We start from the raw sequence: 22,311 nt of genomic DNA, 5'->3' as shown, positions 1-22,311 counted from the left end.
ATTTCGTATTTTTGAAAAAAACTATTTTTTGAAAAGGCATCTTTTTTCTATTTTAATTGGAAGTATCTTTTTGATTGGTTGCAACCAAAAAAAAGATACTTTTAGTTATTATGATAAAAATCAAACGGATAGTTTGTTTTCTCTATTAGAAAATGATAGAATTGATCCAAAACAAAAATTAAAAATTGCAAATTCAATTGAAGTTACAATACAAAATCAAAAAGATATTGATACTATTCTTTTAAAACAATATCACAAACTAGCTTATTTTTATGAGCTAGAGGGTAATTTAGAAAAATGTAATTCTATTTATTATGACTTAATTGAAAAAGCAGAAAACATAAACAACAACAAATATATTGCAATTGGTAATTATAATTTAGGAAATTATTACTACAATAAAACTAAATATGACAGTGCTTATTATTTTTTTAACAAAGCAGAAAAACGAGCTGTAAATTTAAATAGTTCATGGATCTATGCTAAAGTTTTAAATATAAAAGCAATTATTTTATTAAACAAAAGAGATTATGTTTTGTCAGAAGTTTATTCAATAAGAGCTTTGGATATTGCAAAAAAGAATGAGTTTTATGATATTTTATATAACAATTACTTAACTTTAGGAAATTCACAATTTGGATTAAACAATTATAACAAAGCAATTCATTATTTTGAAAAAGCTATAGAAGCTTCATATTACCTTACTAATGAACATGACTACTTATATTTAAAAGCTCAACCCTACAATTATATTGCAAAAGTTTACATCAAACAAAATGAATTTAAAAAAGCAATTGAATTAATTCAAGAGGCATTCAAGTTTGATGACTATAAAAAAACTGATCCTATTATTTACTGCTATTTAAAGCAAAACTTAGCCTATTCGAAATACAAATTAGGCGATAAAACCCAATGGAAAGAATTTCAGAACCTCTTGAAAATAGGCGATAGTATTGATAATATTCCCATTCAAATGGTTAATAATGCTCATTTGGCCGAATATTATTTTGATCTAAAAGAATTTGAAAAAGCGAAAACGCATGCGTTAGCGGCTAAACAAATGGGGCATCAAACCCAGTTTTTTGATGATGAATTGGCGGCCTTGGATTTGTTGGCTAAAATAGAACCTCAGAATGCCAAAGACTATTTGGAAAGAAGAATTGAATTAGCCGATAGTTTACAAACCGTAGAACGATTGTCAAGAGATAAATTTGCCAGAATTGAATTTGAAACCGATGAACTAGCCACACAAAAAAATGAAGTAGAAGCCAAAAACCAATTGCTTGTGCGAAGATTTTGGATTATTTTTGGCTTTAGTACCTTACTTCTTTTAGTGTTTTTTCTATGGTTTAAAATTCATAAACAAAGAATCAAAAACAAAGAATTGTTATTAATTCAAGAAAATCAAAAAGCCAACGAAGAAGTCTATCAATTAATGTTAGACCAACAACAACAAATTGAAAAAGGAAAGCGTTTGGAAAAGCAACGCGTTTCAATGGAATTGCACGATGGTGTAATGGGACGATTAACTGCCGTAAGAATGAACTTATTTCCATTAATTATGACGGAAAACAGTGAAAAAACGGATCAATTTTTAGCTCAACTTGATGGAATTCAAGCCGTGGAAAAAGAAATTCGATCTATTTCTCACGAACTTAACTCAAATGTTTTTAATGAAAACAGCAACTTTGTTTCGGTAATCAATCAATTATTTCAGGAAATAGAACATCATGCCCGTCTGCATTTTGATTTACAAATTAGCGACGACATCCCATGGAATTTAATGGATACGTCACTAAAAATTAACCTATACAGAATACTTCAGGAAGCCTTGCAAAATATAGAAAAATATGCTGAGGCTAAAAAAGTGACTGTCACCATGTTTCACAAAGAAAACCAGTTGAATCTTGAAATTATAGACGACGGCAAAGGTTTTGATACTTCGATAAAACGAACCGGAATTGGACTAAAGAATATGCAAACAAGAGTGAATTTGTTAAATGGACAATTTTCAATTGACTCAAAACCAGGAAAAGGTGTAAAAATAATTTTGTTAATTCCGATTTAAATTTTTACTTTCACAACAAACCAATTTTTTATGAAAGTCAGACTATTCATGCTCGATGACCATCAAGCGATGTTGGAGGGATACAAAGCAATATTGAGCATGAACCAGAACTTTGTTCTTGAAACTACAGACGCTCATTCATGTGAACAAGCCTATAACATCATAACTCAACCTGAAAAATTTGGCACGTTTGATTTTGCATTTCTTGATTATAGTGTTCCGGTTTTTGAGGCTCAACAATTGTATTCGGGCGAAGATGTAGCTTTGTTGGTTAGAAAACATCATCCTTCTACTAAAATAATGGTATTAACTTCTCACTATGACGGCATCCGATTGTTTGAATTAATCAAAAAAGTCCAACCCGAAGGACTTTTAGTAAAAAGTGATTTTAAACCACAAGACTTGAACAAGGCCATTGAAGTTATTCAAAAGGGCGAAAATTATTATAGCGAAACAGTTATTAATAATCTCAAAGAAAAGCTCCTCAGCCATGGACTTTTGGATTCTATAGACAGAAAGATTATCCAGCTAATTGCAGAAGGTTATCAAATTAAAACCATTGCAGAAAAACTAAATCTCTCGCAAGACACGATTAAAAAAAGAAAAAGTAAAATCAAAGATTTATTGGGCATAGAAAAAGGCAACGACGAAGATTTGTTGTTGGAATGCCGTAGGCTAAATTTAATTTAAGTTCTTACTTTTTTTGGTTTTAACATTTTTTACACTTTTAGTGTAATACCCTTTTTTTTCATGATTGTAATTTTACCACATCAAATTACTGCAGAATTATTTGATGTTTAAAAAAACAATTAATTAATAAATTTTAAAAATTATTTATCATGAAAAAATTAGTATTTGGCTTAATTGCTATGGTTATGTTTAGTTTTGTTGGGAATGCTCAAGATTTCACAAAGGAAGTTCAATTAGAAAATAATAAATCTGAGCTCTTTGCTTACAACGAATTAGAAAATTTTGAATTAAGTAAAAATAATATTCGTACAAAATTATTTTGTATAACAACATCGTGTTGTGGTCTTGGTCCTTTTTCTGTTCAAATTTGGTCTCAAACCACTTGCTATTATGGTTCTGTTCATAATATGACAAATTCAATAAATGGACAAATAGAAGAAGTTGAAATTATTTTTGAAGAAAAAATAAAAGAAAAAGAATTGCAAGTAACACAAGATTTTTTATTACCAACACTTAACAAAGGTGAGTATGTAACAATTCCAAAAGGAACATATTCAGTTATTGATGGAAATAAATTAATGATAACACCACCACAAACACAAGCTAGAATTGCAGTAGTTTGTGTTACAAGAGTTATAAAAGGTGAGTTTTTTGGACATCCATATAGCTCAACTGTAACTTTATGTTTTGCATATCTAACTAGTGCTAGAACATCAAACAATTCTACAGGAGATACTTTAGTTGAAGTAGATTTGAATTTGAGCGAGAAAGAATTAGCTAAAATTGATGATGTAAGTGAATTTGAAATTAAAGAGGATGTTGAAATTAAAGAACAAGGCATTTCTTATAAGTTAAGAAAAGGTAAATATAAAGTTAATAGTAATGGAAAAATTTATTTGAATTTTCAAATTACTAAATAAATTAAAAACAAACTGCCTTTTTTAAAAGGCAGTTTTTAAATCCTAATAAATATGAAAAAAAAATTTATTTACACATCAATTATTTTATTATTGATAGTTCTTTTTTTAAAAAATTGTGGTTTCCAAATAGGAAATGTTAGAATAGGACGGCAAGACGATTTTGTTGGAAATAATAAATTTGACTTTAAAAAATCAAACTTTTATAAGAATAAAATTTCAAGTGATAGCTTAGTTATTTTAAATACTTGGGCAACTTGGTGCAAACCTTGTATAGAAGAATTTCCAATTTTTCAAGAATTGCAAAAAGAGAAAAGCCATGTTGAATTTTATTTTTTATCAGTTGATAAAGACTCGCTTAAATTGTCTAATTTTTTAAATAAAAATAAGTATTTGAATGATATAACTTTTGAAAACATTTCTTATCGTAATGCGATATTAAATTCTTTAAACGGAAAAAGACCTGACGAATGGATTGATAGTTATACGGTGCCTGAAACTTACATTATTAAAAAAAGTAAAGTTGTTAAAAAAATTACTGGAAGTGTAAATTATGATGAATTGAAAAGTATAATTGAAGATTTTGAGGGCTTTTAGAAAACGTGTTTTTAAGAAATTAATCAATAAAAAATAGTGAACTATATTTATAATTTTAAATTAGAGGGTTTGTTATCCCTCTTTTTTTTACATCATGTCAAACAAAAAGAAGTTTTTCTGTTGAAAAAAAGGATGTTTCTGATGTAAAAAACTATTACAAGGGAATTTCTATTCCTGAGGATGATTTGCTTTTGATAAAAGATTTAGACGGATTCAAAAAACTAGACTCTTTAAATTTAACAACAATTCCAGATTTATTTATATTCAATCAGCAAGGCTTTTTGATTGAATATATTACTGAAAACAAAAATGAATGTATAAAAGAGCCGCTAATTTTTTTAGAAAACATAGAAAGCAAAGAATATTCAATCAACAAAAAAGTAGATTTGAAAAATTATGTAGAGTTCTTTATCAATCAATCTGGATTTGATGAGAAGTTTATCGAAAACAGAAAGTCTTACACCGTTTTTATAAACACATCAACATACACAGATAAACTTAATAAAATTAGATTTGAGGGTTTTAAGAGATTGAATATCAATAAAATTGTATTGTGTTTGCTTGGATGTTTTAAAAGAACGGTTTGCTGAATAATTTTAAAGGTCGCTGTTAATGAAAAGACACTAGAAAATAAACAGTAAAATACATATGAAACCAAAAAAAAGTTTATTTAGTATAGCATTATTAACAATCATTCTCATTATAGGAATAGTTTGGGATGGTTGGTATGAAAGAATTAAAAACCCAAATGATCCTGCAATCACACCAATTTTTATTATAATTTGTGTTGTAATTGGATGGGTTTTATATTTTATTTCTAGTAAAAACAAATAATCTCATTTAAAAACTATTAAGAAAACCCTCTCTTTATGAAAGAGTTTTGTATTTAAATCGAAATGTAAAATATCTATTCACCATGAAAAACAAATTATTCAAAATATCACTAGTATTGCTAACTTCCATTACTTTTTTATCTTCCTGTAATGTGTATAAAATTATAAACAACGAAGAAGTATTAAAAACAAACAAAGAGCAACCTTTTGAATTAGAGGGAAATAAAATGTATGTTAATGTAGTTATTGAAAATGGGGTGGAAGAAAAACTTATTTTTGATACAGGTGCTACAAAAAACATCTTGTTCGATACTTTGTTAATACCAAATTACTCCTCCAAACAAAAAGTAAATTTTGGCAAAACAAAATTACCTGACGGATCAGCCGTTAAAAATAGTTTGGTTGCGGTAAACATGAAATCACAAATGTTTGATTTCAAAAACTATGCAACGGGTGTACTTCATCATTCCTCTTCAAATTGTCGAGAAAATTCAAAAAAAGGATTAATTGGAAGTTATCCTTTACCTATACTTTTTAATGGAGGCTTATTACAATTCGATTTTGATGAACAAAAAATAGTTTTTCTAGAAAAAAGTGAGTTAGAAACTAGAAAACTAATGGGGTTTAAGGAAGTTAAAACAAAGTTTATAAAAAGCAATAGTCATTTTTTGGTTTATTTAACCATAAATGGTGTAGAAGAACCATTTCTTTTTGATACCGGAAATTCAAGTTTTCCTATAATAGTCTCAAGTAAATCAGAGATTAAAAGTGAGTTGCCGTTTTCAGAATATGATGGGGCGTTATTGTCTTTGGCAAATGGAAAACACAACAATGCCAATAATCTCATTAAATTGAATTCATCTTTTAAAATAGCCGATGAAACGTATGAAACAGCTTATCTAAAAACATCAACTTTTGAAGGAGATTATAATAACATTGGTACAGCTTTTATCAAAAATTTCAATTGGATTGTGGATTATGATTTGCAAAAAGTTTATTTCAAAAGAAATTCAATACAGTTAAGTTCGCCAACCATAAGTTCTTTTGAATTTGATTACAAAGTATTTGCCGATCCAACCAATGAGCTGAGAATAATTACCAAAAGAAAAGGCCTTTCAACTTTTCAATTGAATGATAAAATTTTATCTGTAAACGGAGTTTTGATTGATAAAGAGAATATTTGTGAGTATGAGCAACTTTTAAACAAAAATAAAAAGTGGGATAATTTTGAGATTAAGACAAAGAAATAAGGTTTAAAGTCCAAAAGCAAAAACATAGTACACATATTTAAAAACATTTATATTAACAACAGTGAAAAAAAACTATCTTTTAATAACAATTTGTTTCTCCTTAATTTCCTGTGGGAATTATGTCTTGGAAAAAATTGGGGTTTATGAAGAAACAGCAAAAACAGCTATAATTTCTGATGGGAATAAAAAAGTAATTATTATTGGAATGCAGCATGTTGGACAACAAAAGTTTTATGATGATGTAAAATTTAAAATAGATTCCTTAAGAGCTTTAGGATTTCATTTTCTATTTGAATCAGCAATGTATGATGTTGATTTAACAAATGAAGAAGCAAAAATTTATAATCTAAAAGCTAGAAAATTACTTGGTGTTCATCTAAGTGAAAAAGGAATTTTAGATACAATTGAAAACAAAATTGGTAATATAAAAGTTAATCCAAAGTACCAACTAGTAAACCAGCCCAAACCAACCCTTTTGGGATTAGATTTGAATAAAGATGTAAGAGCAGATTTACCCATGAATGCCTTAATCGATATGTATGAAATTAAGTTTGGTAAAATTGAGCTTGATGAATGTGACTTTAATACGCCACTTGAAGAAAGATATAGTTGTGCAACTTGGAAAAAGGGCGATATCAATTATTTGATTTTAGATGCTAGAAATGAAGAAATTATAGAAAGAATAGTAAAATCAAACCATAACAAAATCGCAGTGGTTTACGGTAAAAAGCACATTGAAGGAATAGTTAAATTACTAAAAGAAAAAGACAATAATTGGCAGTATGAATAGTATTGTCAACACTAAATAGTTCAACTTTAATCCGGTTAATCCGGATTTTTTTATTTTAAAAAATCAAACCTTAACATTTTTTACACTTTTAGTGTAAAGCCACCATTTCGCTTCAAAGTAATTTTACAAAACCAATTTTTAACGAATTGACACAATTGTTTAATGTAAAATTATAGAATTATGACACGAATCATACTCGCTTTATTACTATTATTGCTTTCATTTTTAGCACAGGCACAAACCGAAATTGCTCCGGTTGAAGCAGAACTCTCCATTGGCAGACACAGTGGAGATTGCACGGGCAGAGGTACTTGTTCCTTTACAATTGGTTCATCTTCTTCACGATTAGGCAAACCAGCTATGAAAACTACAGCAAAAAAAACAACGCCATCAACTTTTGTCATTACAATTCCAATTTCAAAATTGTCAAAAGAAGATGAATTGAATATGGCAGGAAAATTATTTTCAGAAATAAAAACCAACGATGAAATTGTTTTTATTCAAGAAGAACCTTTGATTTTAGATGATCAAACCATCAGAAGCTTAGGTATAGATAAACGATATACAAAGATTGCTCCCGGAGCCTACCCAATGAACATAACCAAAGACAAAGTAGAAATTACATTCACCTTAACAACAACAGAATAATGTGCTTACCCTTTCCAAAATACACTCTTTATAAAGTGGAAAAACGCCAAATGATGATTGAACTCGATTTGAACAAACTCGATGAAGACGATCAAACGCTGTTTTTTGGCAAACCATACAACACTTTGGCTGAAAATGAAGAACTAAAGTTTATTCAACATTTTGATTTTGAAATGGACTATGTTGTTATGGTTGTTTTAGAAATTAATCCCGACTATCGAATCATCAAAAAAGGTGAATATCCGGTTGAAATTGAAGATAATTTTGTTCGTGTAGTGCTTACAATGGAACATTTTACAAATCAAAATGAAATTATTAAATAAAATGAAAAAATCATGAAAAAAGTAACACACTATTTGTTGTTTGCGATGTTGCTCTTGTCTTTTAATGGTTTTTCGCATAAACTTGATGATAATCCGAACCAACTTGTTAGCGAATTACTCGTTGAGATAAAGAAAATTGGTGAAAAATATGATGTTTTGCTAGATGAAAAACACAAACAACTCAATCAGATCAACCAATCGTTGGCAGAAGCCTACAGCACAGATCAAAAGATTGAATTGCTGTATCAGAAAGATAAAATTAATGCAGAAATAAAACAATTAAACATTGATACTAGCATTGAGATTTCCAAAATACGATACCTAAAGGGATTGCAAATCATTAAAATTCTATATGAAAAAGTGTTGAGTTTAGACCATCATTTTGCATCGGTGCGAACCATTAATGAAATCAATAAAATTTCAAATCCAAATCAATATCCTGAATATGAAAAACTCAAAGATTTGGTGGCTTCGCGAAAAGATAAAAAACTAGGGTTAGACCTTACTTCAATTTTGGGTACAAACACAATTGTTTCTGTTGTTCAAACTTTTTCAAATATGATGGTATCTTCTCTTTCCAAAGAGGAAAAAGAAAAAGAATTAGCCAATGTTGAGTGCATTTTAGATTTTACTTTACGGATGCAAAACGATTTGAATACCATTTATTTTGAAACCGCTTTTTTGCAAAATAGTAATGAAAAAATGAAAACCGAAATAGAATTGTTGTTCAAGGATTATACAAAACCCATCGGCTATATTGCTTCGTTAGAAAGTTGTCGATCAAATGACGATTGGGAATCGGTCACCCAAAAAATGGAAGAATATTTGGCAAACATAAAAAATGCAACCGGAACAAAACAATTTAAAATGCAGGTGAACTTGGAGTTTCCAATTGATCGTTTGTTGCAATTTATCACGCTTTACAACAACTTTATCGATCAAGGCGGAAAGTTTTATGAAAAGTTTAAAATCATATTAAACAGTTATGAAAACGAAAAACAATGTTCCACCAAATTGCCTTTAGAATACAAAAAATTAAAAACCGATATTGATGTAGCGATTGATAAATTTAACATAGCCTACAAACCGGTAGAAGTAAACGGAACAAAAATGAAAGAAATTTTATATGGGTTAAATGAATTTGAGTAATTAATTTTTAAATATTTTTTGTTTTTACTTATTAAAAACGACAGTTTAATTGCTGTCGTTTTTTTTATGTTTTTAAAATTAAAACCCAATCTATTCTTTAACATTTTTTACACTTTTAGTGTAAAATCACGCTTAAATCAAAATCTATCTTTACATCAATATAGTAGAAAATAGTTCTTTTTGTCTATAGTAAAACGTTACCGGATCATCTGATTAGTTAATAATAATTAATTGGAAATATGATGGAGCGGTTAGTTATTCTAACAATTTAATCAGGCAATTCAACGGGGAAAATTAGTCGAACAGATACCCAAAAAATGATAGTAGGCGTTATTTTTAAATTTATTATTATGAAAAAAGTTTTTTTTAGTTTAGTTTTTTTAAATGTTTTTTTATCAATTGCTCAGAAAGAAATTAAATTTAGTGAATATGGTTTTTATCATAATGAAGTAATAAGGCTTTACAACGAGAAGTTTTTGAAAGGAGATATAGAAAAGATTTCAAACATAACCGTTGAAGAAATGACTAAAGTTATGTTAGAATTAATGAAGGGAAAATATCCTGAAGAGTTCAAAAATATTACTACAGAACAACTCAAAAATTATTTTGATTCAAGCACAACTGTAAGTAATTATGATTTTTACTTAAAATGGAAATTAAACAAAAATGACTATTTAAAGAAAGGATATCTTTCTCAAAAAATTATTAATTTAATTGATGACATAGCCATTAACGGTAAAGATTACAAAAGTATTAATAATATTATTATTTCTTTTAAGTCAAAGAATAATTTAACTGAGAAAGAATTAAACAACTTAATCGTTTTCGAAAGTGTTTTGAAGGAGTCAAATAATCTATGGAGTCAAGGTACTACCCTTAGAGGAGGAAAAAACCCTTGTACACCTAGAACAATTGTTTCTGATGCAGGGGCAACATTATGCACTTGGTATTTTGGACCTTTGTCTGTTATTGCAGGTGCTGCAAGTTCTTTAATTACATATTATTCGGATTCTAATTGTTAAACATAAAGAATTTAAAATTTAAATTTATCAATATGTATCTAGAAAAAATAACTAAGAATTTAGAGAAATTTGATTATAATTACTCTACGGCCGGAGACATAGTTACAGTAAAATTAGATTTTTCGCATGTAGTAACTATTGAATTGTGTCAAAATAGAATAATAATCAAAGATAAACTTCTAGGATGGAATTTTCTCACTGGAGCAATAGAAATGAGTCTTAAAAGTTCATTTATTTACAATTTTGTTGGTGCAGTTGTTTTTGGTTTCTTGTGTCTTTTTGCAAGTTTTGAATTGAATATTGAATTAAATAGTTTGTATTTATTGTTCATTACTTGGGTCATTCTATTTTCAGGCTTCTATCTTGCAAATTATCATAGTTTTAGGCAGCAAATAATGTATTGGACACATCAATAATTTTAAATAGTATGAAAGGAAAAATAAATTTTTTATGTGTTTATCTTAGATGCTATCGCCACTGTTAATGGTTCTTACCTAAAAATTAACAGCAATACAAAAGCTTATATTATAATAATTGCAAGGTGTTTTTGATTGAAATAACATCATTTACAGGATTAGTAGCTGTTAATTTTATAAAATTAAAATTTTTTTAAAGTAGGATTTATTTAAAAACGACAGTTCACAAGCTGTCGTTTTTTTATGTTTTTAAAATTAAAACCCAATCTTTTCTTTAACATTTTTTACACTTTTAGTGTAAAATCACATTTAAATCAAAATCTATCTTTGCATCAACAAATTAGAAAATAGTTGTTTTTGTCTATATTAAAACATTAAATTATCATGAAAAAAATCATATTTTTTATTCTTGGAATTAGTATGGTATTAGTGCTTGTTTTATTCCTTTTTAAGGATAAGTTCTCTTTTGAGATACATGATAAAACAAATCTAAATGAAAGTGTAATTTACAAAAACTATATTCAAGATGACAAGTTAATAGTTGTAAACTATTGGGCTTCATGGTGTGCTCCATGTATCGAAGAGATTCCTTTTTTAAATAATGTCAAAAAAAGTTTTGATAATGAAGTTGTGTTTTTATCCTTCTCAAAAGATAAAGATACTCTGTTGACTAAAAAAGCAATTAGTGAACATAATTTTAACTGGTCTGAAATTACATTAATTGATTATAGATCCAAACATGCTTTGAACTCATTTTTTAATGACAACAGCATCATTGAAATAGATGTTTTACCTAAAACATATTTTATTAAGAATGGTGAAGTAGTTAAAAAGTTAAACGGAAAACTAGATAGTATTCAAGTTTATGACTTTATAAATAAAAACAAATAAAAATTGTAAATTCCAACTTGAAATTTAAATAAAAAACGACAGCTTGTGGACTGTCGTTTTTTATTCATTTCTATCATATTTTACCTTCCTCAAAATCCGCATAGTTTCTTTAAAATTTACATAAACCATCGGGTTTTCTACCATTTTAAGCAGCGGTTTGGCATCAATTAATTTTTGTTTGGCTTCTTCAAATCCGTTTAAATAACAAATCATTAATGTAGAAGGCAAATTTAGTAAATCCCGCTTTTCATTTTCGGATAAAGCAGTTCCTTTTTGTAATTTTTGCAACAAAGATAAGTTGGAATTATAAATATGAAACATCATTTTCCGATTGTATTGTGGAGGTTCAAACAGAAACTCGTTTTCAATTTTATAATAACCATTATCAAAAAAAGTCAGCGTTTGCTTTTCTAACGGATAATAACTCGTTTTGTCATTCAATCCTAACGGAACATATTCAGTAATCGTAAATGTCTTATCATCATACGCAATCGAAACCTCATCAAAAGCAGAATAGAATAGCTTGACTTGTTCGTTAATTAATTCAATATCTACCCTTGAATAAAATGTTTTATCGCGTACCTTTTTCTTATTTCCTGCCCAACAAACCACAAAAAGTTCTTTAAAAACATGGTACTTTGTAGCCATGTCTTTGTGCCGATTATTCATAAAATCTAAAACTCCTTCTAAAGTATAGGAAATACTGTTTCGCGAATTATTTTCAATTCCAATCACCGTTTCGGTATTCATTTTAGAAAACGGGATTTTATCTTCGGTTGGAATAGAATTACTTCCTCTTCGCACAAAAACTGTTCGAGCCGGAATAGTATAAATTCCTTTTTTAAAGGCTGAAACTTTGCTGTTTGGTTTTATCGTGACCAAACCCACCACTTTATCTTTTGGTAAATTTGGAAACGGAACATTCTCATATTGAATTTTCGGTGGATTTTCTAAAAATGCGTTCACTAGATTTTGAATCCTACTGTCATCAAAAAAATCATCACCTGTAATTTCATTATCTTGATCTTCAACCCCAACCACGATATAGGAATTATTTGTTGGGTTGGAATTCGACAAAGCACAAATGTGTTTCAAAAACTTCGCTTTTCCTTCTTTAGTATGCAAATTCAACTGACGTTTTTTATCATAAAAACTACTCTCATCGTTGTGAGCTAAGAGGTTTTTGATAAGAAGGCGTTTGTTGATCATTATTTTTAGTTTTCAGTCGCAGTCGCAGTTTTCAGCGAGATACACAGTTTGAAAACTATTTCTGCGACTGAAAACTGCGACTGAAAACTTTTTAAGGCACTTTACTGCCCATACTTTCCGTCCAAATTTCAAACCAATCTTCTTTGTCTAAAATTAATTCGGACGCTTTTTGTAATTGTTGAATTCGAGCTACATTTACTGTTCCTGCAACGGGAATTATTTTGGAAGGATGCTGCATAATCCAGGCCAGTAAAATGATATCAGAACCAAAGTGATATTTTTCGACCAATCGAGCTAATAATTTTTTTAATCGACGGGTTTGTTCGGTGTCTTCTCTAAAAATTGTTCCGAGTGGATTCCAGGCCATCGGACGAATGTTGTGAATTTGCATATGGTCTAAACTTCCATCGACCATCGGTTCAAAATGCGTGGCTGAAAACTGAATTTGATTATACGAAACCTTCGTTTTTTGCTGAATCAAATCGGTTTGAGAAGGCGTAAAATTTGACAATCCAAAATCCAAAATTTTACCTTCTTTTTTTAGTTTTTCAATCGCCTCAGCAATTTCATCGGCTTGCATTAACGGACTCGGTCGATGCAAAAGATACACATCTAAATAATCGGTTTTTAAATTTTTAAGCGAATTTTCTGCCGACCAAATAATGTATTCTTTCGAATAATCATAATGTTTGATTCTGTTCGGACGATTATCGGAAATATGTTGAATACCACATTTTGAAACCAATTGAATTTTTGTTCGATCAATTTTGCTTTGTTTAAAACCTTCGCCAAAAGTGGCTTCGGTTGTATAACCGCCATAAATATCGGCGTGATCAAACGTGGTTATTTTATTTTCTAAACAAACAAGAATGAGGTTGGCCATTTCGGCGACACTTAGATTTTTGTCCCAAACACCCCAATTCATGGTTCCTGCTACAACAGGAGATAATGTAGTTTTCATTTTTTATAGATTTTTCATTTTTTTTAATAGCACACGGATTATTTGGATTCAATAGATTTTCACAGATTTTTTGTTCGCCTAGCGAAAATAGATTAAAACAGATTTCCATCGCAAGTGGAACCCGGAACTCGCAACCCGGAACTCGCAACCCGCACTTTTTTCTTATCGGTCTTAAAATTATAAAAACTAAATCACAAATCACTCTTAAAACCTATGATTTTATTGAAGTTTTAACGCTATGTTAACATCTTAAAACGAATAAAATTTTCAATTTGCACTGTTAATTTAAACACACTAAATTCGAGCTCTTAAAATAGGAATTATGGAAGAAAATACAACTACGCTAGATATCCGAGCGATAAATGAAAAAATTGAAAGAGAAAGTGCTTTTATCGACCTTCTTACCTATGAAATGAACAAAGTCATCGTTGGTCAAAAACACATGATCGAACGATTGTTGATTGGTCTTTTAGGTCAAGGTCACATTTTGTTGGAAGGTGTTCCCGGTTTGGCAAAAACGTTGGCGATTAATACGTTGTCACAAGCTGTGCAGGGTTCATTTAGCCGAATTCAGTTTACACCCGATTTATTACCCGCCGATGTGGTTGGAACAATGATTTACAACATTAAACAAAATGAATTTTCGATAAAAAAAGGTCCTATTTTCGCCAATTTCGTCTTAGCCGATGAGATCAACCGTGCTCCTGCAAAAGTGCAATCGGCTTTGTTAGAAGCGATGCAGGAAAAACAAGTAACCATTGGTGACACGACTTTTAAATTAGACAAACCGTTCTTGGTTTTAGCTACTCAAAACCCGATTGAACAAGAAGGAACGTATCCGTTACCGGAAGCTCAAGTCGATCGTTTTATGCTGAAAACCGTGATTGATTATCCTAAAATGGAAGACGAACGATTAGTAATTCGTCAAAATTTAAAAGGAAGTTACGAAAAAGTAAATGCTGTGATTTCCATCGATCAAATTTTACGTGCTCAACAAGCGGTTCGTGAAGTGTATATGGATGAAAAAATTGAAAAATACATTTTAGATATCATTTTTGCTACGCGTTTCCCTGAAAAATATAAATTAGAAAGTTTAAAACCGTTAATCAGTTTTGGATCTTCTCCTCGTGGAAGCATCAATTTAGCCACAGCAGCAAAATGTTACGCGTTTATCAAACGTCGTGGTTATGTGATTCCCGAAGATGTGCGTGCCGTTGTTCACGATGTGTTGCGTCACCGTATCGGAATTACGTATGAAGCTGAAGCAGAAAACATCACTTCGGTTGAAATCATTAATAAAATTGTGAACGAGATTGAGGTACCTTAAATTTTAGTTGACAGTTATCAGTTATCATTTGGCAGTCAATCTGCTAAACCGATAACAAACAACCGACAACCGACAACTGAAAAAAAATGGAAACAAAAGACTTACTCAAAAAAGTACGAAAAATAGAAATTAAAACCCGAAGATTGAGCGATCATATCTTTTCGGGAGAATATCACACGTCTTTCAAAGGTCGTGGGATGACTTTTTCAGAAGTTCGTCAATACCAATTTGGCGATGATGTTCGAGCAATCGATTGGAATGTGACCGCACGTTACAACGAACCGTATATCAAAGTTTTTGAAGAAGAACGAGAGTTAACGATGATGTTGATGGTTGACATTTCCGGTTCTGAAAGTTTTGGTACAAAAAATCAATTGAAAAGTGAAATTGTTACTGAAATCGCTGCAACAATGGCATTTTCGGCAACTCAAAACAACGATAAAATTGGTTTGATTTTGTTTTCCGATGAAATTGAGCTTTATATTCCGCCAAAAAAAGGAAAATCGCACGTGTTGCGAATCATCCGTGAGTTAATAGAATTTAAACCAAAAAGCAATAAAACAAATATTACCAATGCGTTGAAATTTCTATCGAGTGTGATGAAAAAGAAAGCAATTGTGTTTTTCATATCTGATTTTATTACGGATGATAATTACGAACACACCTTAAAAATCGCCGGAAAAAAACACGACATCACCGGAATTCGTGTGTTTGATATTCGAGAAGAAAAAATGCCAAACATCGGAATGGTGAATATGTTGGATGCTGAAACGGGCGAAACGATGTTAGTGAATACCAATTCGAAATCTATCCGAATGGAATATGAAAAATATTACCGCGAGAAAGTAACTTTTTTCAAAGAAACATTTTCCAAATGCGGTTCAGGAACAGTAAATACAAGAGTTGACGAAAGTTATGTGACCAAATTACTAACTTATTTTAAATCAAGATAATCATACGCCAATTTCAAAAAATTTTGTAAATCGCTGTGAAACAGACAATGAAAATTAAATTATATATATTCTTTCTACTCTTATCAACCTTCGTTTTTGCTCAACAAAAAAGAGTAACTACTTCGGTTGACAGCACCAGGGTTAAAATTGGTGCACAAATTAATTTAACTTTTAAAACAACGGTCGATACACTTTCAAAAGTGGCTTTTCCGGAAGGGAAATTATTTGGAAGTTTAGAAGTTTTAGAAAGTTATCCAACCGATACAATTAAAGAAAACGATAAATATCAACTTATCAAAAAATATGGTTTAACGCAATTTGACAGTGGAAAATACACGATACCATCGTTGAAAGTTATCATCAATTCAAAGTCGTTTGCGACCGATAGTGTTTTAGTAGAAATTCTTCCGGTTGTGGTAGATACATTGAAGCAGCACATGTATGACATCAAAGACATTTCAACTGTTCCGAATGATTATTCGAATTGGTGGATTTATTTGTTGATTTTAATCGGAATTGCAGGAATTGGTTATTTGATTTATTTTCTGATAAAGAAATATAAAAAACCGGTAGAAGAAGAAATTGTTTATGCTACTCCGATTGAAAAAGCAACAGCTCATTTAAAAACATTAGAGAAAAAGAGCTTGGTTGAACGTGGTGAAGTGAAAGAATATTATTCTGAATTGACTGATATTGCTCGAACTTACATCGAAGAAGCCATCGAAATTCCTGCAATGGAAAGTACCACTGACGAATTGATTTCTGCTTTCAAAATTGCGATAGTCAAAAAGAAACTTTCGCTAACAGAAGAAACCATCAAAAATCTGGAAAAGGTTTTAAAACAAGCCGATTTAGTGAAATTTGCCAAATCAAAACCATTAGAATTTGAAATTGCAGACGATAAAATAAAAATAGAAAAAACAATTTTCAAAATTCATCAATCCATTCCGGAAGAAATCGAAGAAGAAGAATTAGAAGACAACGAAGCCAATCAAGCGAAAATATTAAAACGTAAAAAAGCGAAGAAGAGAACATTAATAATTGTTTCTGTAGTTGCTGTTTTATTTGTTTCATTAGGTATTTTAGTCGTCGTGAAAGGTTTCGACTTTTTAAAAGACAACATACTTGGTCATCCAGCTAAAGAATTATTAGAAGGTGAATGGGTTTCGAGTCAATACGGAAATCCTGCTATTAAAATCGAAACGCCAAAAGTTCTCCAACGAATGGATGTTTCCAAAATGATGGGCGGACAGCAGTCGGAAATGACAGATATGCAACTATTTGGCTACGGAGCAATGATGGATCATTTTTATATTGCCGTCATGACCACAAAATTGAAACAAGATATAAAAATTGAATTAGCTCAAGCATTGGAAGGTTCACTAAAAATGATGGAAGCCAACGGTGCTCAGAATATCTTAGTGAAACAAGAAAGTTTCAGTACTAAAGAAGGTATTGAAGGATTAAGAGGCTACGGAACCATGAATATTTTAGATCCAATTACCAAAAAAAGCAGAAAAGCGTATTACGAAGTAATGTTTTTTGGTCAAGAAGGCGGATTGCAACAAGTTATTGTGCTACACGAAGAAGGCGATGAAATTGCCAATGAAATAACAGAGCGAATTATGAATTCGGTTGAAATTGCCATAATAAAATAACTATGGAAAACATCACTTTTTTACATCCACAGTTTTTTTGGTTGTTCACCCTTCTGCCGGTGGCAATCGCTTGGTATATTTGGAAAAGAAACAAACAAACACCAACTTTAAAAGTCAGTTCGTTAAAAGGTTTTAAAGTAAAAAGTTCAATTTTACCTAAATTGAAACCATTACTTTTTGCAATGCGAATTTTAGCTCTAAGTTTTATCATTGTAGCGTTAGCCCGACCAAGAACAGTGGATGTTAGCAATAAAACCAAAACTACACGCGGAATCGATATTGTGATTGCCACCGACGTTTCCGGAAGTATGTTGGCCAAAGATTTAAAGCCAAATCGATTAGAATCACTTAAAAAAGTAGCGGCAAACTTTGTAAAGGACAGACCGAATGACCGCTTCGGAATTGTTGTATATGCCGCAGAAAGTTATACTAAAACTCCCGTAACCAGTGATAAATCAATTGTGATTGATGCTATTCAAAACATTAATTATGATAATGTTCTGAAAGACGGAACCGGAATCGGAATGGGATTGGCAACCGCTGTGAACCGTTTAAAAGATAGTAAAGCCAAAAGCAGAATCGTTATTTTGTTAACCGATGGTGTAAACAATGCCGGATTTATTGAACCTGAAACAGCCGCCGACATTGCCAGAGAATACGGAATTAAAGTCTATACAATTGGTCTTGGAACAAATGGAATGGCAGAATTCCCGTATGCGTATGCACCAAACGGCGGATTTTTATTTCAAATGATGCCGGTTGAAATTGATGAAGCATTAATGAAAAGTATCGCCAAAAAAACCGACGGAAAGTATTTTAGAGCCACAAGCAATAGTAAATTAGAGGAAATTTATAACGAAATCAATAAGTTAGAAACAACCGAAATAGAAGAACAGCGTTTTTACAATTACGATGAAAAATTCCGCCCATTAATTTGGATTGCAGGCTTATTATTGTTGATAGAAATTTTATTAAAACAAACCATTTTTAGAGGTTTTATATAATATGTATTCACAAATAGACGAAAAAATATATTTATACTTTTTAGCTGTTATCCCAATAATAGCGATACTTTTTTTAATTAATTTGTATTGGAAAAGAAAAAAGCAACGCGAATTTGGTGATATCGAATTAGTTAAAAAGCTCAGCCCTGAAAAGTCGGTTTTTAAGCCGGTTCTAAAAATTACTGTTTTGCTTTTGGCTTTGGCGAGTTTAATCATCGGCTTAGCCAATCCAAAAATAGGCACCAAAATGGAAACTGTGAAGCGGGAAGGAATAGACGTGGTTTTTGCCATCGACGTTTCCAAAAGTATGTTAGCCGAAGACATATCTCCCAACCGATTAGACAAAACCAAACAAATCGTTTCGCAAATCATTAATCAATTGGGTAGCGATCGTATCGGAATGGTGGCCTATGCCGGAAGTGCTTTCCCGGTTTTGCCTATTACAACCGATTATGGTGTGGCAAAAATGTATCTGCAAGGCATGAATACAGATATGGTTTCGTCGCAAGGAACTTCATTGGAAGAAGCTATCAAATTATCGGCTGATTATTTTGATAAAGATAATGCCACCAATAAATTAATTATTCTGATTTCGGATGGAGAAGATCATTCCGACGGAGTAGAGGAAGTCATCGAAGAAGCTCTCAAAATAAAAGCAAAAGTAATTACCATTGGAGTTGGAACCGAAAAGGGTGGCCCTATTCCGATCAAAAGAAATGGAGTTGTAGAGAATTTTAAACGCGATAGAAATGATGAAGTTGTCGTTACAAAAATGAATGCCGAAATTCTAAAACAAATAGGAAAAGGCACAAAAGGCGGTTATGTTTATGGTGGAAATACTAAAGATGTGCTGGATTATGTGAAAAATGCATTAGATAACATCGAAAAAACCGAATTTGAAACGACACAAGTAGCCGATTTTCAATCGCAATTTCAATGGTTTTTAGGCATAGCTTTTGCACTGTTGTTTATCGATATTTTTCTGTTAGAAAGAAAAACAGGCTGGATAAGTAAGTTGAATTTATTTAATGAAAAGGAATCATGAAGCAAATAGTTTTTTTAATTAGTTTATTACTTTCTTTTTTTACGTTTGCTCAAGAGGAAGTGAAAAAAGAGAAAGATAAAATTTTGCCCAAAGCAAATGAAGCTTTCGCTGAAAAGAAATATACCGAAGCAGAAGCTCAATACCGTATTTCCAATTCCAAAGGATTATCTGGAGCAGCTCCTTCGTATAATTTAGGAAATTCAATTTACAGACAAAAGCAATTCAGTGAATCAAAATTTGCGTATTCACAAGCGTTTGAAAAAGCTACAACCAAAGAAGAAAAACACAAAGCATTGCACAATTTGGGGAATGTTTATATGAAAGAGAAACAGTATAGCAAAGCTGTTGAAGCGTATAAAAATGCGTTGCGAAATAATCCTTCCGATGAGCAAACCCGCTACAATTATGCCTTAGCCAAAGAATATCTAAAAAATAATCCCGAAGATCAAAACCAAGATAAAAAAGACGATAAGAAAGAGGACAAGAAGGACGATAAAAAAGACGACCAAAAACAAGACAAAGGAGACGGCGACAAAGACAAAAAGGACGATAAAAAAGAAGGCGACAAAGACAAAAGTAAAGGCGATAACAAAGAAGACAAAAACGAAGGAGATCAGAAGAAAGACCAAAATCAAGGTGGCCAGCCAAAACCACAACCTTCCGGAATTTCTAAAGAAAGCGTCCAAAATCTGTTAGATGCCGTAAATAATGAAGAAAAGAAAGTACAGGAAAAAGTAAATCTTCAAAAAGTAAAATCAAAACCTGTTCAAACGGAAAAAGACTGGTAATTTAAAATGAAAAAATTAGTATTCATACTATTATTAACTTGTCAGACAATTTTTGCTCAAGTTCAGTTTGAGGCCAAAGCAAGCAAAACTTCTTTGGGACTCAACGAACGCTTGCGTATCGATTTCACAATGAACGTGGATGGCGATAATTTTGTTCCTCCAGCTTTTGAAGGTTTCAGAGTCATTGCCGGCCCAAGTCAGCAAGTAAGTCAATCGTGGGTAAACGGGAAAAGTTCGTTCAACAAAACGTATTCTTATTTTTTATTGCCTACTCAAAAAGGAACTATTTCTATCAAACAAGCTTCGATTGAGTATAACGGACAAGTTTATAAAACCACACCAATCAGCATCAAAGTTACCGATGAGGTGCAACAACCACGTGATCCAAACGACAATTCCGTTTCTATTAATGATGCGTTGCATTTGGTTGCTGAGGTTAGCAAAACCAATCCCTATTTAAACGAACCTATCACAGTAGTTTACAAATTATATTTTAGCCACAACATCGGAATTTCGAATTGGCGAGAATTAGACAAACCAAAATACAATGATTTTTGGAGTCAAAACATAGACATTAAACAATTGGTTGCAGAAGAAGGAACCTATAACGGTGAACGTTTTCGTTTTGTAGTGCTACGCAAAACAGTTTTATATCCACAAAAATCAGGAAAATTGGAAATTGAACCGCTTTCGTTAGATATTGATGTAGAATTGCCCACCAATCGACGAAATATATTCGGTCAAGTAATGCTTGCCAAAGATCACAAACGTGTTTCTGCCGGAAGCAAAATCATCACAGTGAAACCACTTCCCGAAAACGGAAAACCAATTGATTTCTCCGGTGCTGTTGGTAAATTTGATTTTAAAGTTACGCCATCCAAAACCACTTTAAAAAATGGTGAAAGTATGGATTTGGAAGTCAGTGTTTCCGGTTCAGGAAATTTAAAACTATTCAGTTTACCTAAGCCGGTTGTTCCTACAGCTTTAGAAATGTATGATCCGGTTCACTCCGAAAATGTGAATACACCTTTGAGCGGAATGAACGGAAAAATCTCCGATAAATACACAATTATTCCACAATTCAAAGGAAATTATACCATCAAACCAATGCAGTTTTCTTATTTTGATTTAGGAACGAACAGCTACAAAACAATCACTTCCGATGAAATTACGATTAATGTGGCAGACGGACCATCTTCGCCTAACGCAGGAATTGCTAATCAGGAGAATGCTTCTGCGGAGAAAAAGACGGTTTCAGCACAAGATCAATTCAAATTTATTCATTTAAAAACTAAATTATCCCAAATCAATAAAAAGGATTTTTTTGGTTCAACGACGTATTATGTTTTGTTAGGAATACCTTTTCTATTAATTCCTTTTATCATTTTATTTAAAAAGAAAAAAGAAGCAATCGATGGCGATGTGGTGGGTAATAAATTGAAAATGAACAACAGATTGGCTAAGAAATATTTATCGGAAGCTAAAAAACAATTAGGAAATAAAGAGCCGTTTTATGTGGCATTAGAAAAATCGTTGCACAACTTTCTGAAAGCGAAATTGAAAATTGAAACCTCGGAAATGAGCAAAGATTTAATCAAAGAATTGTTAGCCGACAAAAAAGCTCAACCGGAAACGATTGAAAAATTTATTCAAATCACCGAAAATTGCGAATTAGCTCGTTATGCTCAATTTTCAAATGTAGCTATGCAACAGGATTTTGACAAGGCGGCGGAAGTAATTTCAGAATTGGAAAAACAAATTTCTTAACATCA

Annotated in this window: 23 protein-coding genes; 21 read left to right on the top strand and 2 right to left on the bottom strand. The window is 31.2% G+C overall.

The features are described 5' to 3' along the window. Positions 1 to 28 precede the first annotated feature (28 nt). From M0M57_RS05935 to M0M57_RS05870, 14 genes are all read left to right on the top strand, one after another. On the top strand, positions 29 to 2,068 hold the full coding sequence (locus tag M0M57_RS05935) for a tetratricopeptide repeat-containing sensor histidine kinase (RefSeq protein ID WP_248436271.1): 2,040 nt from the start codon (positions 29 to 31) through the stop codon (positions 2,066 to 2,068). A gap of 30 nt (positions 2,069 to 2,098) precedes the next feature. Beyond that, complete coding sequence (locus M0M57_RS05930; protein WP_248436269.1) at positions 2,099 to 2,758, top strand: response regulator transcription factor; 660 nt, start codon at positions 2,099 to 2,101, stop codon at positions 2,756 to 2,758. Positions 2,759 to 2,907: 149 nt separating this feature from the next. Further along, positions 2,908 to 3,678 (top strand): hypothetical protein, encoded by a 771-nt coding sequence (locus M0M57_RS05925; protein WP_248436267.1) that lies wholly within the window; start codon positions 2,908 to 2,910, stop codon positions 3,676 to 3,678. A gap of 51 nt (positions 3,679 to 3,729) precedes the next feature. After that, complete coding sequence (locus M0M57_RS05920; RefSeq protein ID WP_248436265.1) at positions 3,730 to 4,272, top strand: TlpA family protein disulfide reductase; 543 nt, start codon at positions 3,730 to 3,732, stop codon at positions 4,270 to 4,272. A gap of 191 nt (positions 4,273 to 4,463) precedes the next feature. Further along, entirely contained in the window at positions 4,464 to 4,862 is a 399-nt protein-coding gene (locus tag M0M57_RS05915; protein WP_248436264.1) for a hypothetical protein, read from the top strand. Between the two features lie 58 nt (positions 4,863 to 4,920). After that, the gene (locus tag M0M57_RS05910; protein WP_248436262.1) at positions 4,921 to 5,106 is read left to right on the top strand and encodes a hypothetical protein; all 186 of its coding nucleotides are present in this window, start codon (positions 4,921 to 4,923) and stop codon (positions 5,104 to 5,106) included. 82 nt (positions 5,107 to 5,188) lie between these two features. Further along, on the top strand, positions 5,189 to 6,355 hold the full coding sequence (locus tag M0M57_RS05905) for a hypothetical protein (protein ID WP_248436260.1): 1,167 nt from the start codon (positions 5,189 to 5,191) through the stop codon (positions 6,353 to 6,355). A gap of 61 nt (positions 6,356 to 6,416) precedes the next feature. Beyond that, positions 6,417 to 7,145: a hypothetical protein gene (locus tag M0M57_RS05900; protein WP_248436259.1), complete on the top strand. Its 729-nt coding sequence runs from the start codon at positions 6,417 to 6,419 to the stop codon at positions 7,143 to 7,145. A 180-nt stretch (positions 7,146 to 7,325) separates the two neighbouring features. Next, positions 7,326 to 7,793, top strand: a complete 468-nt coding sequence (locus tag M0M57_RS05895) for a hypothetical protein (protein ID WP_248436257.1) — start codon at positions 7,326 to 7,328, stop codon at positions 7,791 to 7,793. A 35-nt stretch (positions 7,794 to 7,828) separates the two neighbouring features. Then, entirely contained in the window at positions 7,829 to 8,116 is a 288-nt protein-coding gene (locus tag M0M57_RS05890) for a hypothetical protein (protein ID WP_248436255.1), read from the top strand. A gap of 12 nt (positions 8,117 to 8,128) precedes the next feature. Further along, complete coding sequence (locus M0M57_RS05885; protein WP_248436253.1) at positions 8,129 to 9,265, top strand: hypothetical protein; 1,137 nt, start codon at positions 8,129 to 8,131, stop codon at positions 9,263 to 9,265. A gap of 350 nt (positions 9,266 to 9,615) precedes the next feature. Continuing rightward, a complete protein-coding gene (locus M0M57_RS05880) occupies positions 9,616 to 10,287 on the top strand; it encodes a hypothetical protein (RefSeq protein ID WP_248436251.1) in 672 nt (223 codons plus the stop codon). Between the two features lie 32 nt (positions 10,288 to 10,319). After that, positions 10,320 to 10,703, top strand: coding sequence for a hypothetical protein (locus M0M57_RS05875; RefSeq protein ID WP_248436249.1), 384 nt, complete (start codon positions 10,320 to 10,322; stop codon positions 10,701 to 10,703). A gap of 384 nt (positions 10,704 to 11,087) precedes the next feature. Next, the gene (locus tag M0M57_RS05870; protein WP_248436247.1) at positions 11,088 to 11,594 is read left to right on the top strand and encodes a TlpA family protein disulfide reductase; all 507 of its coding nucleotides are present in this window, start codon (positions 11,088 to 11,090) and stop codon (positions 11,592 to 11,594) included. Positions 11,595 to 11,654: 60 nt separating this feature from the next. Here the strand turns inward: M0M57_RS05870 and M0M57_RS05865 are convergent, their stop codons facing one another. Next, positions 11,655 to 12,803, bottom strand: a complete 1,149-nt coding sequence (locus M0M57_RS05865) for an ATP-binding protein (RefSeq protein ID WP_248436245.1) — start codon at positions 12,801 to 12,803, stop codon at positions 11,655 to 11,657. A 91-nt stretch (positions 12,804 to 12,894) separates the two neighbouring features. Continuing rightward, positions 12,895 to 13,764, bottom strand: coding sequence for an aldo/keto reductase (locus tag M0M57_RS05860; protein ID WP_248436243.1), 870 nt, complete (start codon positions 13,762 to 13,764; stop codon positions 12,895 to 12,897). 322 nt (positions 13,765 to 14,086) lie between these two features. Here M0M57_RS05860 and M0M57_RS05855 point away from each other — a divergent pair, with 322 nt between their 5' ends. From M0M57_RS05855 to M0M57_RS05825, 7 genes are all read left to right on the top strand, one after another. Further along, entirely contained in the window at positions 14,087 to 15,091 is a 1,005-nt protein-coding gene (locus tag M0M57_RS05855) for an AAA family ATPase (protein WP_112087072.1), read from the top strand. A gap of 86 nt (positions 15,092 to 15,177) precedes the next feature. After that, entirely contained in the window at positions 15,178 to 16,044 is an 867-nt protein-coding gene (locus tag M0M57_RS05850; RefSeq protein WP_248436241.1) for a DUF58 domain-containing protein, read from the top strand. A gap of 47 nt (positions 16,045 to 16,091) precedes the next feature. Continuing rightward, positions 16,092 to 17,702, top strand: coding sequence for a BatD family protein (locus M0M57_RS05845; RefSeq protein ID WP_248436239.1), 1,611 nt, complete (start codon positions 16,092 to 16,094; stop codon positions 17,700 to 17,702). Positions 17,703 to 17,704: 2 nt separating this feature from the next. After that, entirely contained in the window at positions 17,705 to 18,706 is a 1,002-nt protein-coding gene (locus tag M0M57_RS05840) for a vWA domain-containing protein (protein ID WP_248436237.1), read from the top strand. Between the two features lies 1 nt (position 18,707). Next, the gene (locus M0M57_RS05835; RefSeq protein WP_248436235.1) at positions 18,708 to 19,751 is read left to right on the top strand and encodes a VWA domain-containing protein; all 1,044 of its coding nucleotides are present in this window, start codon (positions 18,708 to 18,710) and stop codon (positions 19,749 to 19,751) included. Continuing rightward, on the top strand, positions 19,748 to 20,539 hold the full coding sequence (locus M0M57_RS05830) for a tetratricopeptide repeat protein (RefSeq protein ID WP_248436233.1): 792 nt from the start codon (positions 19,748 to 19,750) through the stop codon (positions 20,537 to 20,539). The genes M0M57_RS05835 and M0M57_RS05830 overlap by 4 nt, the downstream gene beginning before the upstream one ends. 6 nt (positions 20,540 to 20,545) lie before the next feature. Beyond that, positions 20,546 to 22,306 carry a BatD family protein gene (locus M0M57_RS05825; protein WP_248436231.1) on the top strand — a complete coding sequence of 587 codons (1,761 nt, stop codon included), beginning with the start codon at positions 20,546 to 20,548 and terminating at the stop codon, positions 22,304 to 22,306. Positions 22,307 to 22,311 lie beyond the last annotated feature (5 nt).

This window comes from Flavobacterium azooxidireducens (assembly GCF_023195775.1).
Taxonomy (GTDB): domain Bacteria; phylum Bacteroidota; class Bacteroidia; order Flavobacteriales; family Flavobacteriaceae; genus Flavobacterium; species Flavobacterium azooxidireducens.
Note: the sequence above shows the minus strand (reverse complement) of the source record. Positions and strands in the feature narration are given on the sequence as shown.

Bases quoted from the DNA above. Each gene is read 5' to 3' on its own strand.
- M0M57_RS05930 (WP_248436269.1), top strand. From the start codon at position 2,099: ATGAAAGTCAGACTATTCATGCTCGATGACCATCAAGCGATGTTGGAG.
- M0M57_RS05925 (WP_248436267.1), top strand. From the start codon at position 2,908: ATGAAAAAATTAGTATTTGGCTTAATTGCTATGGTTATGTTTAGTTTT.
- M0M57_RS05920 (WP_248436265.1), top strand. From the start codon at position 3,730: ATGAAAAAAAAATTTATTTACACATCAATTATTTTATTATTGATAGTT.
- M0M57_RS05910 (WP_248436262.1), top strand. From the start codon at position 4,921: ATGAAACCAAAAAAAAGTTTATTTAGTATAGCATTATTAACAATCATT.
- M0M57_RS05905 (WP_248436260.1), top strand. From the start codon at position 5,189: ATGAAAAACAAATTATTCAAAATATCACTAGTATTGCTAACTTCCATT.
- M0M57_RS05895 (WP_248436257.1), top strand. From the start codon at position 7,326: ATGACACGAATCATACTCGCTTTATTACTATTATTGCTTTCATTTTTA.
- M0M57_RS05885 (WP_248436253.1), top strand. From the start codon at position 8,129: ATGAAAAAAGTAACACACTATTTGTTGTTTGCGATGTTGCTCTTGTCT.
- M0M57_RS05880 (WP_248436251.1), top strand. From the start codon at position 9,616: ATGAAAAAAGTTTTTTTTAGTTTAGTTTTTTTAAATGTTTTTTTATCA.
- M0M57_RS05875 (WP_248436249.1), top strand. From the start codon at position 10,320: ATGTATCTAGAAAAAATAACTAAGAATTTAGAGAAATTTGATTATAAT.
- M0M57_RS05870 (WP_248436247.1), top strand. From the start codon at position 11,088: ATGAAAAAAATCATATTTTTTATTCTTGGAATTAGTATGGTATTAGTG.
- M0M57_RS05865 (WP_248436245.1), bottom strand. From the start codon at position 12,803: ATGATCAACAAACGCCTTCTTATCAAAAACCTCTTAGCTCACAACGAT.
- M0M57_RS05860 (WP_248436243.1), bottom strand. From the start codon at position 13,764: ATGAAAACTACATTATCTCCTGTTGTAGCAGGAACCATGAATTGGGGT.
- M0M57_RS05855 (WP_112087072.1), top strand. From the start codon at position 14,087: ATGGAAGAAAATACAACTACGCTAGATATCCGAGCGATAAATGAAAAA.
- M0M57_RS05850 (WP_248436241.1), top strand. From the start codon at position 15,178: ATGGAAACAAAAGACTTACTCAAAAAAGTACGAAAAATAGAAATTAAA.
- M0M57_RS05845 (WP_248436239.1), top strand. From the start codon at position 16,092: ATGAAAATTAAATTATATATATTCTTTCTACTCTTATCAACCTTCGTT.
- M0M57_RS05840 (WP_248436237.1), top strand. From the start codon at position 17,705: ATGGAAAACATCACTTTTTTACATCCACAGTTTTTTTGGTTGTTCACC.
- M0M57_RS05835 (WP_248436235.1), top strand. From the start codon at position 18,708: ATGTATTCACAAATAGACGAAAAAATATATTTATACTTTTTAGCTGTT.
- M0M57_RS05830 (WP_248436233.1), top strand. From the start codon at position 19,748: ATGAAGCAAATAGTTTTTTTAATTAGTTTATTACTTTCTTTTTTTACG.
- M0M57_RS05825 (WP_248436231.1), top strand. From the start codon at position 20,546: ATGAAAAAATTAGTATTCATACTATTATTAACTTGTCAGACAATTTTT.